General features: G+C 72.0%; 8 protein-coding genes. 5 read left to right on the plus strand and 3 right to left on the minus strand.

The annotated features are described in order from the left end of the window. Positions 1–164: 164 nt before the first annotated feature. Positions 165–2,897 carry an excinuclease ABC subunit UvrA gene (locus KKR01S_RS01505; RefSeq protein WP_081101454.1) on the minus strand — a complete coding sequence of 911 codons (2,733 nt, stop codon included), beginning with the start codon at positions 2,895–2,897 and terminating at the stop codon, positions 165–167. A gap of 189 nt (positions 2,898–3,086) precedes the next feature. Here KKR01S_RS01505 and KKR01S_RS01510 point away from each other — a divergent pair, with 189 nt between their 5' ends. Then, positions 3,087–4,532, plus strand: a complete 1,446-nt coding sequence (locus tag KKR01S_RS01510; RefSeq protein WP_061225119.1) for a glycoside hydrolase family 1 protein — start codon at positions 3,087–3,089, stop codon at positions 4,530–4,532. Positions 4,533–4,699: 167 nt separating this feature from the next. On the opposite strand, the gene KKR01S_RS01515 is transcribed toward KKR01S_RS01510, so the two are convergent. Together KKR01S_RS01515 and KKR01S_RS01520 are read right to left on the minus strand one after the other, a co-directional pair. After that, entirely contained in the window at positions 4,700–5,203 is a 504-nt protein-coding gene (locus tag KKR01S_RS01515) for a mycothiol transferase (RefSeq protein ID WP_061225120.1), read from the minus strand. A gap of 252 nt (positions 5,204–5,455) precedes the next feature. Further along, positions 5,456–6,358, minus strand: a complete 903-nt coding sequence (locus KKR01S_RS01520; RefSeq protein ID WP_061225121.1) for a helix-turn-helix transcriptional regulator — start codon at positions 6,356–6,358, stop codon at positions 5,456–5,458. A 219-nt stretch (positions 6,359–6,577) separates the two neighbouring features. Between KKR01S_RS01520 and KKR01S_RS01525 the strand changes: the two genes are divergently transcribed. The 4 genes from KKR01S_RS01525 to KKR01S_RS01540 all read left to right on the plus strand — a co-directional run bounded on the left by KKR01S_RS01525 (position 6,578) and on the right by KKR01S_RS01540 (position 12,109). After that, on the plus strand, positions 6,578–7,594 hold the full coding sequence (locus tag KKR01S_RS01525) for an alpha/beta hydrolase (protein WP_061225122.1): 1,017 nt from the start codon (positions 6,578–6,580) through the stop codon (positions 7,592–7,594). A gap of 281 nt (positions 7,595–7,875) precedes the next feature. Further along, on the plus strand, positions 7,876–8,826 hold the full coding sequence (locus tag KKR01S_RS01530) for a PRD domain-containing protein (protein WP_081101455.1): 951 nt from the start codon (positions 7,876–7,878) through the stop codon (positions 8,824–8,826). Further along, on the plus strand, positions 8,823–9,857 hold the full coding sequence (locus tag KKR01S_RS11430) for a glycosyltransferase family 2 protein (protein ID WP_061225123.1): 1,035 nt from the start codon (positions 8,823–8,825) through the stop codon (positions 9,855–9,857). The genes KKR01S_RS01530 and KKR01S_RS11430 overlap by 4 nt, the downstream gene beginning before the upstream one ends. Before the next feature lie 92 nt (positions 9,858–9,949). Continuing rightward, the gene (locus tag KKR01S_RS01540) at positions 9,950–12,109 is read left to right on the plus strand and encodes a DUF6541 family protein (RefSeq protein ID WP_061225124.1); all 2,160 of its coding nucleotides are present in this window, start codon (positions 9,950–9,952) and stop codon (positions 12,107–12,109) included.

The raw sequence follows: 12,109 nt of genomic DNA on the forward strand, positions 1-12,109 counted from the left end.
ACCGATGCCCCGGGTCGGCGAGGGGTGGGAACCGAGACGGCGCTTTCGTTCCCGCCACGCCCCACCCCGCTCGGCGACCCGGCGCATTCGTTCCCTTGTGGTCCGGTCAGATCACCGAACCGGCGCATCCGCTTGGGAAACCCCCCCGGAACCCTCCCCGGGGCCTATGCCTCCAGCTGGGCCGCCAGGTAGCTCGCGCTCGCGCCGGCGCCGTCGGCCACCTCGCGCGGGGTGCCGGCGGCGACCACCCGGCCGCCGTCCTGCCCCGCGCCGGGACCCAGCTCGATCACGTGGTCGGCCTGGGCCACCACCCGCATATCCAGCTCCACGACCACCACGGTGGACCCGGCCTCCACGAGCCGCTGCAGGTGGGCCAGCAGCCGGTCCGTGTCCGCCGGGTGCAGGCCCGCGGTCGGCTCATCCAGCACGTACAGGGCGTCCCCGCGGTGGCTGCGCTGCAGCTCGGCGGCCAGCTTGACCCGCTGCGCCTCCCCGCCGGACAGCTCCGTGGCCGGCTGGCCCAGGCGCACGTAGCCCAGACCGACGTCGTCGAGGACCTCCAGGGTGCGGCGCACCTCCGGCACCTCGTCGAAGAACTCCCGGGCCTCGGCGACCGTCAGGTCCAGGACCTCGGCGATGTTCCGCCCGTTCCACGTGATCTGCAGGGTCTCCGGGTTGTAGCGGGCGCCGTGGCAGTCCGGGCACGGCGAGTAGACGCTGGGCAGGAACAGCAGCTCGACCATGATCCACCCCTCCCCCTCGCAGGTGGGGCAGCGTCCGCCCGGCACGTTGAAGGAGAACCGGCCGGGCTTGTACCCGCGGCTGCGGGACTCGTCGGTGCCGGCGAACAGGCGGCGGACCCGGTCGAACAGGCCCGTGTACGTGGCCACGTTGGAGCGCGGCGTGCGCCCGATGGGCTTCTGGTCGATGCCGACGACGCGGCGCACCCGAGCGACGTCGCCGGCCACCGCGCCGCGGGTGGTCTCCGCGTCGGTCTGCAGCAGCAGGGACGCCTCATCCGGGGCCTGCTCGGCGGTCTCCTCCGGGTGGGCGGCACCCCCGGCGGCGTTCGCCCCGGCGCGGGCCAGCAGCTCCGGCAGGGCCTGCCCGACCAGCGTGGACTTGCCCGCCCCGGAGACCCCGGTGACGGCGGTGAGGCAGCCCAGGGGGATCCGCGCGTCGGTGCCGTCCAGGTTGTGCCGGTGCACCCCGGTCAGCTCGAGCCACCCGGTGGGGGTGCGGCCCGCGGGCTCGGGGCGGGCGGCGTCGTCAGCGAGGTAGCGGCGGGTCACGGACTCCTCCACCCGCGCCAGGCCCGCCGGCTCCCCGCTGTAGAGCACACGCCCGCCGTCGGAGCCCGCGCCGGGGCCGATGTCCACCAGCCAGTCCGCGGCGCGGATGACGTCCAGGGAGTGCTCGATGACGAACACGCTGTTCCCGGCCGCGCGCAGATCCCGCAGGATCCCCAGCAGCGCCTCCCGGTCCCGCGGATGCAGGCCGGCGGAGGGCTCGTCCAGGACGTAGACGACGCCGAACAGCTCGCTGGACAGCTGCGTGGCCAGGCGCAGCCGCTGCAGCTCCCCCGGGGAGAGGGTGGGGGTCGCGCGGTCCGGGGAGAGGTAGCCCAGGCCGAGGTCCAGGATGGGGCGCAGGCGGGCCAGCAGATCCCGGACCAGGCTGCGGGCCGCGGCGATCTTCTCCGCGGAGAGATTGGGGGTGGTGCGCACGTCCCCGCCGCCGGCGTGGGCCGAGCCGCCCGCGGCCACCCGGGCCTCGACGGCGGCGCGGCGGGCGGCCTCATCCGGCAGGGCGGCGGCCCGGGCGTCCTCGGGGGCGGTGGGGGTCCAGGCGTCGTCGAGCACGGGGGTCAGCAGGTCCCGCAGCTCGTGCAGGGGCAGCGCGGAGATCTCGGTGATGTCCAGGCCCTCGAAGGTGACGGTCAGCGCCTCGGCCTTGATGCGCCGACCGCGGCAGGCGGGGCACACGGCGCCGGTGAGGTAGCGGGCGGCGCGCTTCTTGGCGGCGGCGGACTTGGACCCGGCGAAGGTGTCCAGCACGTAGCGGCGCGCACCGACGAAGGTCCCCCGGTAGCTGGGCTCCGCGCCGTCGGCCTTCAGCCGCCGCACCGCGTCCGGGCTCTGCGCGTGCCGGTACACGGGGATGGTGGGGCGCTCCTCGGTGTAGAGGATCCACTCCCGCGCGTCGGCGGGCATGTCCTGCCAGGGCACGTCGATGTCGTAGTCGAGGTTCACGAGGATGTCCCGCTGGTTCTGCCCGTGCCAGGCGCCGGGCCAGGACGCGATGGCGCCGTCCCGGATGCTCAGGGTGGGGTCCGGGACCATGAGGTCCTCGGTGACGTCGTAGACCCGGCCGATGCCGTGGCATTCCGGGCAGGCACCCTCCGGGGTGTTGGGCGAGAAGTCCTCGGCGTAGAGCATGGGCTGGTCCGCGGGGTAGATCCCGGCGCGGGAGTACAGCATCCGCAGGACGTTGGACAGGCTGGTCACGGAGCCCACGGTGGAGCGGGCGGAGCCGCCGGTGCCGCGCTGCTGCTGCAGGGCCACGGCCGGGGGCATGCCCTCGACGGCGTCCACCTCCGGGACTCCCGCCTGGTCGATCAGCCGACGGGCGTAGGGGGCCACGGATTCCAGGTAGCGCCGCTGGGATTCGGCGAACAGCGTCCCGAAGGCCAGCGAGGACTTCCCGGACCCGGAGACCCCGGTGAACACGACGATGGCGTCGCGCGGGACCTCCAGGTCCACGTCGCGCAGGTTGTGCTCGCGGGCCCCGCGCACCCGCACGACGTCGGGGGCCGGGGTGGCGGGGGTGGGTGAGACTTGGCCGGGGGTGGGCGATGTGGGGGCGTCGGGGGCAGCGTTGGGCTGGTCGGTGGGCATGTCCCATGCCTACCACGCCGGTGGGGAGGGGCAGGTGGGCATGGGTGGAGGAGGGGCGGGGAGCCGTGAGTCGAACGGTCGTGGCCCCGCCATGGACGTCATCTTCGGGGAGGTGATCCTCCCCCACCCTTCCCCGGCGTTTCACGTGAAACGCTGGGGAGGGAGACAGACCACCGAGAAAGGAACACCATGTACCACCAGCACCTCAAGCCGTTCCCGCAGGACTTCCTCTGGTCCGCCTCCACCTCCGCCTACCAGGTGGAGGGCGCGTGGGACGAGGACGGGAAGGGCCCCTCCGTCATCGACACCAAGCCGGCCGACGAGCTGCCCGAGGGCACCGCGGACTACACCGTGACCGCGGACCACTACCACCGCGTCGAGGAGGACGTGGCCCTGCTGGCCGAGATGGGGTTCCGCGCCTACCGCTTCTCCATCGCGTGGACCCGCATCATCCCGGACGGCGACGGCGAGGAGAACCCGGCCGGCATCGCCTTCTACCACCGGCTCATCGACGCGCTGCTGGAGCAAGGCATCGAGCCCATCGTCACGATGTTCCACTTCGACACCCCCGCCGCCCTGGATGCCAAGGGCGGGTGGGCCGCCCGCTCCACCGCGGACGCCTTCGTGCGCTACGCCGAGGTGCTGTTCCGCGAGTACGGGCACAAGGTGAAGTACTGGCTGACCATCAACGAGCAGAACATGATGATCCTGCACGGGCGGAAGCTCGGCATCATCAACGCGCTCACCGACGATCCGGAGAAGGAGCTGTACCAGGTCAACCACACCATGTTCCTGGCGCAGGCCAAGGCCATGATCCTGCTGCACCAGATGCACCCGCAGGCCAAGATCGGGCCGGCCCCGAACATCTCCTACGTCTACCCCGCCTCCTCCAAGCCCGAGGACGTCATCGCCGCGGACAACTACAACGCGGTGCGCAACTGGCTCTACCTGGACCTCGCCGCGCGCGGGGAATACAACTCCACGGCGTGGGCGTACCTGGAGGAGAAGGGCATCGCCCCGCAGATCGAGGTGGGCGATATGGCGATCATGAAGGCCGCCAAGCCGGACTTCATCGCCTTCAACTACTACAACACCACCACGATGGCGGACGCGCCCTTCGGCGGCGGCGCCTCCGAGCGCTCCGAGGAGGCCGACCAGCAGATCTCCGAGGGCGAGGAGGGCTACTTCAAGGCCGTGTCCAACCCGAACCTGGGGATGACGCAGTTCGGCTGGGAGATCGACCCGGTCGGCATGCGCATGACCTACCGGGCGATCTGGGACCGCTACCACCTGCCGCTGATCGTCACCGAGAACGGCCTGGGCGCCTTCGACGAGCTCACCGAGGACGGGCACGTGCACGACGACTACCGGATCGACTACCTGCGCCAGCACCTGGAGCAGACCCAGGAGGCCATCACCGACGGCGTGCAGATCCTCGGGTACTCCCCGTGGTCCGCGATCGACCTGGTCTCCACCCACCAGGGCATCGCCAAGCGGTACGGGTTCATCTACGTCAACCGCACGGACGATGACCTGAAGGATCTGGCCCGATACCGCAAGGACTCCTTCTACTGGTACCAGCAGCTGATCCGCACCGGCGAGCTGCCGCCGAAGGACTGGACGCCGTCGTACTAGAGCGGGTTTTCACCCGGTCCGAACCGCCCCGACTCGGCGGTCCGGACGCCCTTCGCCACCGAGACGGCGCTGCGGTTCCCAATCTCGCAGATTCTGGGAACCGCAGCGCCGTCTCGCGCAGGGGGTGGGTCCCGGGGAGGGCGGGGGCCGGGATGTCCTGAGAAGTCCTAGAAGTCCATGCCCAGCACGTACGCGGCCTGGCCGATGTGCTGCAGGGCGTCCTCGGAGACGCTGACCAGCCTGGCTGCGCGGGTCACCGGCGGATCCCAGCTGCGGTCGATGACCTCGGCCAGATCCTCCGGGGAGAGGGTGCGCAGATACTCCTGCTCGGCGTCGACCACGGCCCGCAGGTACGCGTACAGCAGGTCGGCGTCCTCCACGACGACGGCGCGCGCCTGCTCCGGGGTGTGCCCGTACCCCATATCCGCGCGGTCCAGGCCCAGGTCGAAGCGACCCTCGAAGCCCTGCGCGGTCCACACCTGCTCGGCGTCGGCCAGCTGGGCGACCTGCGCGTCGATCTCCCGGGCGGCGTGCCACAGCAGCCACGCGATCGAATTGTCCTGCCCACCCGGGTGGGCGTTGAGCTTCTCGGCGCTGAGCCGATCCGCGAATCCCTCGGCGGCCTGCAGGGGGCGGGCGGCCAGGTCCTGGAGAACATCGATGGCATCCATGCCCGCGACCCTACTCCCCCCGCCCCGAGGGCATCCAGGGTCCCGCAGGCCTGGTGCTCCTGTGCCGACAGCGACCCGGCGCATCCGTTCCCACCCGACCCAACCACCCCCGCGAGACGGCGCATCCGTTCCCAAAATCCGCGAATCCGGGAACGGATGCGCCGGGTCGGCGCACCTGGCGGGGTGAGTGGGAACGGATGCGCCGTCTCAGCGAGAGAAGGCGCCCAGACCCACCCGGTACCGAAGACAACCTCATGCGCCCGCGGGGGAGCCTCCCTCCGTCCCGAGAGCATCCAGTGCCACCAGGGCCTCGTGCTCCGGTGTCCCCGGCGCCGCCGAGTACACGCTCAGCCGCTGCCCCGGTGCACCCTCGATGCTCATCGCCTGGAAGTCCAGCGCCACCCGGCCGACCACGGGGTGGTGCAGCACCTTCACCGCCTGCGCATGGGTGCGCACGTCGTACGCCTGCCACAGCGCGGCGAACTCCTCGCTGTCCCGGCGCAGCTCCTCCACCAGCTCAGCCAGTGCGGCGTCCTGCGGATCCGTGCCGGCCAGCGAGCGCAGCCCCGCGATGCAGTGCCGGGCGTGCACCTCCCAGTCCTCCGGGTACAGCGTCCGCGCCGCCGGGGCCAGGAAGAGATAGCGGATGATGTTGCGTCGGTGCGGGGGCCACTCATCCATGCCCGGGAACAGCGCCTCGGCGGGCGGATTGGCGGCCAGCAGGTCCCCGGTGCGGGTGAGCACGTACGCGGGGAAGGGCCGCAGGGCCTCCAGGATCTGCGGGACGGAACCCGGCAGTCGGTGCGCCGGTGCGTCGTCGGCGATGGGCCGGACCCCGGCCACACGGGCGGCCAGGGAGCGCAGGTGCGCGTGCTCATCCGGGGCCAGGCGCAGCGTGCGGGCCAGGGAGTCGATGACGGCGGGGCTGGGGCGGGTCTCGCGGCCGCGTTCCAACCGGGTGTAGTAGTTCTCGCTGACCCCGGCCAGCACCGCGACCTCCTCACGACGCAGCCCCGGGGTGCGCCGCACTCCCGGTCCCGGGGTGAGCCCGACGTCGTGAGGGGTCAGCCCCTCCCGCCGTGCCCGCAGGAAATCGCCCAGTGCGCTGCCGTCCACGCGCCGCCTCCGCTCCTCGTCCTCATCCTCGTGCCTCATCCGATGCCTCCGCAGATCCCGGGTGGGGACGCGGATGTCCGGGCACCAGCATCGCACCCGGGTCCCCTCCGCGGGTCCCGATCAGCCCCGGCCAGAGGGGGTGTGTGCTGTGCCCCCTCATGGGCCGGGACTGCCAGGGCGGCGCAGCGGGGCGCAGGGTGGGGGATCAGAGGGGCGGCGTCGGCGTCGTCCCCAGGACAAGCACAGGAAGAGGACCCCATGAGCGAGCAGACCCCCGAGTACGTCGGCGACTGGCAGGCCAACCCGTGGACCCTGGTGTATCAGGGCGCGATCACCGCCAATGAGCCGGGAGCGGTGAACATCCACCCGGTGAGCTACCTGCTGGACGGCCGCCGGATCGCGGCGAATATGTACACCCCGGCGGGGTACCGGCCGGACGGGCGATACCCTGGGATCGCCGTCGCCCACCCCAACGGCGGCACCAAGGAGCAGGTCTCCGGGCTGTTCGCCCAGCGCCTGGCGGACCTGGGATACGTGGCGATCGCCGCGGACGCCGCCTTCCAGGGCGCCAGCGAGGGTCAACCCCGGCAGACCGACAAGCCCGCGCACCGCGTGGAGGACATCCGGGGGATGGCGGACTTCCTGGGGACCTTCCCGGGGGTCGACGCCGCCCGGATCGGCCTGCTCGGGGTGTGCGGGGGCGGCGGGTACGCCATCAAGGCCGCCCAGACGGACAAGCGGTTCACGGCGGTGGCCACGCTGAGCATGTTCAACTCGGGGCTGATCCGGCGCAACGGGATGAACGACTCCGCGGTGGACACCATCGGGCAGCGTCTCGCGCAGGCCGCCGAGGCACGGCGGATCGAGGCGATGGGCGGGGTGGTGCAGTACCTGGCGGACGGCACCCCCACGCAGGAGCAGATCGAGGCCCTGCCGGAGGGCAGCCTGTACCGGGAGGGCTTCGAGTACTACCTGCAGACCCACCACCACCCGCGCTCCAGCTCCCGGTACACCGCCTCGAGCATGATCGACCTGATGGCCTTCGACGCCCGGGACCAGGTGGAGCTCATCGACCAGCCGCTGCTGATGATGGCCGGCTCCGCGGCGGACACCAAGTACATGAGCGACGACGTGTTCGCCCGCGCCACGGGAACCCAGGACAAGCGCTTCCACGTGATCGAGGGCGCCTCCCACATCCAGACCTACTGGGTGCCGGAGTACGTGGACGACGCCGTCGAGCAGCTGCGCGCCTTCTTCGGCGAGCACCTGGCCTGAGGGGCGCGGGGGTGCGCGGGGTGCGCGACCCGGCGCATTCGTTCCCATCTAGCTCGGCTTCCCCCGCGAGACGGCGCTTTCGTTCCCAAAATCCGCAAATCTGGGAACGAGAGCGCCGTCTCGGCGCACGGGGTGGGGCGAGTGGGAACGAGAACGCCGGATCGGCGAACAGGTCCGGACCCGTGGGAGCAGGCGCCGCCTTTTCCCGGGCATCCGCCGACCCCCGCCCGTAGACTGGAGGGGACTGCGCGCGGTCGAGCAGCGTGGAAGGAGGTGCGCCCGTGCGGATCCTGCGGATCTACAACAACAACGTGGTGCTGGCCTCCACCGACGCCGGCGACGAGGCCGTGATGATCGGCCGCGGCCTGGGCTTCGGGAAGAAGAAGGGTCAGCGCCTGGACCCGGAGAAGGTCGAGCAGACCTTCGTCCCGGAGGGCGCGGGCGGACCGGACCAGATCGGCGCCCTGCTCTCCGAGCTGCCGCCGGGGATCCTTACCCTGGCCACCGAGCTGGAGCAGCAGGCCCGCGCCGAGTTCGGTCGGGACCTGCCGCATTCCTTCGTCCTGCCGCTGGCGGATCACCTGAACTTCGCGGTGGTGCGCGCCCGGGACGGGATGCACATCGAGTACCCGCTGGCCATCGAGGTCGAGCAGCTGTACCCCCGGGAGGCGGCCTTCGGGCGCCGCGCCGTCGAGCTGACCAACGAGCGCCTGGGCGTGCGCCTGCCCCCGGAGGAGGCGACGCCGATCGCCCTGCACCTGGTCAACGCCCAGTTCTCCGGGACGGACCTGAGCCGCACCTACCGGATGACGGAGATCTTCGCGCAGATCTTCGACGTCATCTCCTCCTACTACGGCCGCCCCGTGGATCAGACGCAGCTGTCCGTGGCCCGCTTCGTCACCCACCTGCGCTACCTCTTCGTGCGCGCGGAGCAGGGGCGCCGGCCGGCCGTCGCGGACCCCACCCTGCCCGCGATCCACGACGCCGTGCGCACCGGCTACCCGGAGGCCTACGCCTGCGCGGACAAGGTGATGCTGCTGCTGAACATGCACCTGGACACCACCCTCGGCGAGGACGAGCACACCTACCTGACCATCCACATCGCCCGCCTCGCCGCGGACATGTGGGGTGAGGGCACCGCGCGCCACCCCGACCGCCCGGACGAGACCCCGCCCCCGGGCGACGCCGGAACTCAGCCAGCTCAGCCGCCCTCACCGAAGGACACCCCGTGACCCCCAGAACCTCCATCATCATGCCCGTGCACCGCACCGGCGGGCGCGTCATCGGGGCCATCCGCTCCGCCCTGGCCCAGACGGACCCGGACTTCGAGCTGCTCGTGCTCATCGACGGCTCCCCGGAGGACTCCCGGCAGGTCCGCGCCTTCCTCGCCGAGCACCCGGATGAGCGGGTGCGGGTCTTCGACGACGAGCAGAACCGCGGCGTCTCCGCGGTGCGCAACCGCGGCCTGGACGAGGCCCGCGGGGAATGGATCTGCTTCCTCGACGCCGATGACCGCTTCCGCCCGCACTACCTGGCGACCCTGCACGCCTTCGCCGCGGACCAGGGCGCCGACGTCGCCGCCTGCGGGCACACCCTGGTGCGCACCACCGGGGAGGAGCAGGACCGCTTCCGCACCCCCGCCGGGGTGCTCACCGGGCGCCAGGCCGCCGTGAAGCTGCTGCGCGATGAGATGACCTCCTTCGTGTGGGACAAACTCCTGCGCCGCGACACCGTCGGGGACATCCGCTTCCTCCCGGATGTGCACCGCGGGGAGGACACCGTGTTCTGCGCCGCCGTGCTCACCGCGGCCCGACGCGTCGTCGTCGTGCCCAGCTCCCTCTACGAATACGGGGTGGGTGCGGGCTCCCTGACGTGGGGGCGCGTCACCCCGCCCGAGGAGTCCCTGCGTCTCATGCACGGGCTGGCCCGGGCCGTCGGGGACCTCCTGGACGCCCCCGAGGGGCGCCGGGCGTACACCGTCACCTGGGTGCTGATCTTCCTCAACGCCGCCCAGCAGTCCCTGATGCGGCGGATGCTGCTGCCCCGACTGTCGGACAGCCTCTCCGCCGAGGCCCGGCAGGAGGAGAGCGCCCAGGCTCTCGCGGTGATCCGGGATTCCCGACGCCGGATCACCTGGAGACAGCTGGCCGGCACCGCCTCCGCGGCCCCGCTGTACGCGGCGGCCGGGGTGCTGCTGAAGCTCTCCCCCGCCCTGTACCGCCTCATCTACGGGTCGTACGTGCGCCGCACCTACGGCCTGTAGTCCCGCCGTCTCCCGGGCTCACCGGGGGTGTTCACTACACTGGTCATGGCCCGCCTCCCCCGATCGGGTCCCTTTCCCGCAGAACGGAGCCGATGATCGTGGAGTGGCTGAGCCTGGCCCCCGCCGTCGGAGTGTGCCTGCTGGTCCTCATCACCCCCGGCCTGCTCATCACCCTGGGCACCCGGGTGCGGGGCTTCGACGCCGTCGCCCTGGCCCCCGGGCTCTCCCTCGGCGTCACCGCGCTCACCGCGATCCTCGCGTCGTGGCTGGGGCTGCGCTGGGCCCTGTGGATCCCCCTGGTCGGGGGGCTGCTGGTCGGTGCGGCCCTGCTGGGGCTGCGCCGTCTGCTCGCCCGCCGGGACCTGCTGGACTGGCCCCGGCCTCCCCGCGGCTCGGCGCCGCCGGTCGCCGCGTCGTGGCGCTCGCGGGCGCAGGGCACCGCCTGGCTCGCACTGCTCCTGGGGACGGCGCTGTGTCTGCTCGACCTGGTGAGCGCGATCGGCGATCCGCAGGGCTTCTCCCAGACCTACGACAACAACTTCCATCTCAACGCCGTGCGCTGGATCTCCGAGACCGGAGACGCCTCCTCGCTGACCGTGCAGCAGATGACCTCCGGCGGACAGTCGGCCGGGTTCTATCCCACGGCATGGCACGCGGTCACCGCCCTGGCCCTGCCGGTGGCCGGCGGCAGCGTGCCGGCCGCCACCAACGCCATGACGCTGGCCGTCGGCGGGGTCGTGTGGCCCCTGTCCGTGGTGCTGCTGGTCCGCTCGATGGGCCGGTTCCGCCGCGGTACCGTCCTGGCCGCCGGCGTCCTGTCGGCCGGGTGCACCGCATTCCCGCTGCTGCTGCTGTGGTTCGGGATCCTCTACCCCAACCTGCTCGGGCTGTCCGTGCTGCCGGCGGGTCTGGCGATCGCGGTGCAGCTGCTGCGGGTGAGCACCCACCGGATCCTGAGCACCGGGCAGGCGGGGCTGCTGGTGCTGCCGTTCCTGGCCGGAATCGCCCTGTCCCACCCGAATGCGCTGATGTCCCTGCTGGTGCTCTCCGTGCCGATCCTGCTGGTGCGCGGCGCACGACAGGTGCGCGCCGTGGCCGCCGGGCGGATCGGCTGGGGGAGGTTCCTCCTGCAGCTCGGTCTGATCGCGGCGTGCCTGGGGGTGCTGTGGATCCTGTGGGGCGTGGTGCGCCCGGCGGATCGGGTGCTGCACATCTGGAAGCCCGAGGCCACCGGCCCGCAGGCCATCTGGGAGGCCGTGTCCATGTCCCCGATGGGCGCGTACCACCCGGAGTGGATGGTCGCCGCCCTGGTGCTGATCGGCGCGGTCTCCGTCGTGCGCCGCCGCCGGTACGTCTGGGTGCTGCTGACGTACCTGACCGGCGCCTGGTTCTACATCGCCGTGCGCTTACTGGACGAGGCGCACGGGCGGATCTTCATCACCGGGGTCTGGTACAACGACGCCTACCGGCTGGCCGCGCTGCTGCCGGTGGTCGCGGTGCCGCTGGCCGTGGTGGGCGCGGATGCCGTGCTCCGGGTGGTGCGCCACGGCTGGGAGGAGCGCACGTGGCACGAGACCCGGAGGGCACACGGCGGCACCGAAGCCGCGCCGGAGACCATCCGGGGTCAGGAGAACCCGTCGGGGGAGCTGCCCCCGTGGGTCGAGGTCCCCGCCGAGGGGGGATCCGCCGCGTCGCGCAGCGGGCGCGGACGACGTCGCCTGCTGCACGCCCTGAGCGCGCCGGGACCGTCCACGTCTCTGCTGCTGCTGGCGATCGTGCTGAGCACCCAGCTGGGCCAGCCGATGCGCACCATGGAGCAGGATGTCCGGGAGCGCTTCACCGTCTCCGCCGACTCCGCCCTGGTGGATGCGCAGGAGATGGACGTGATCGAGCATGTGGACCAGTACGTGCCGGCGGGCCAGAAGGTGCTGGTGGATCCGTCCAGAGGTGGGTCGCTGATCTACGCGCTGGCGGATCGTGAGGTCTCCGCGACCCACCTGGCCTACCGGGATGACCCCGATGCCGCCGTGCTGGGGGAGAAGCTGAACCAGGCCTACTCGGATCCCTCCGTGTGCGAGGCCGTGGAGAGCTCCGGGTACTGGTACGTCGCGGACTTCTCCGCACCCGCCCTGGTGAGGAATCCGGGACACACGTACCCCGGGCTGGAGGATCTGGTGCAGGATGGCGTGGCGGAGCCGGTGTACCAGGACGGGCAGGCGCAGCTGCTGAGGATCACCGCCTGCGGCTACTGA

It is taken from the genome of Rothia kristinae NBRC 15354 (assembly GCF_001570865.1).
Lineage (GTDB): Bacteria > Actinomycetota > Actinomycetes > Actinomycetales > Micrococcaceae > Rothia > Rothia kristinae.

Excerpts from the sequence above, each read along its gene's own strand:
- KKR01S_RS01505 (WP_081101454.1), bottom strand. The coding sequence starts at position 2,897 with ATGCCCACCGACCAGCCCAACGCTGCCCCCGACGCCCCCACATCGCCC.
- KKR01S_RS01510 (WP_061225119.1), top strand. The coding sequence starts at position 3,087 with ATGTACCACCAGCACCTCAAGCCGTTCCCGCAGGACTTCCTCTGGTCC.
- KKR01S_RS01515 (WP_061225120.1), bottom strand. The coding sequence starts at position 5,203 with ATGGATGCCATCGATGTTCTCCAGGACCTGGCCGCCCGCCCCCTGCAG.
- KKR01S_RS01520 (WP_061225121.1), bottom strand. The coding sequence starts at position 6,358 with ATGAGGCACGAGGATGAGGACGAGGAGCGGAGGCGGCGCGTGGACGGC.
- KKR01S_RS01525 (WP_061225122.1), top strand. The coding sequence starts at position 6,578 with ATGAGCGAGCAGACCCCCGAGTACGTCGGCGACTGGCAGGCCAACCCG.
- KKR01S_RS01540 (WP_061225124.1), top strand. The coding sequence starts at position 9,950 with ATGATCGTGGAGTGGCTGAGCCTGGCCCCCGCCGTCGGAGTGTGCCTG.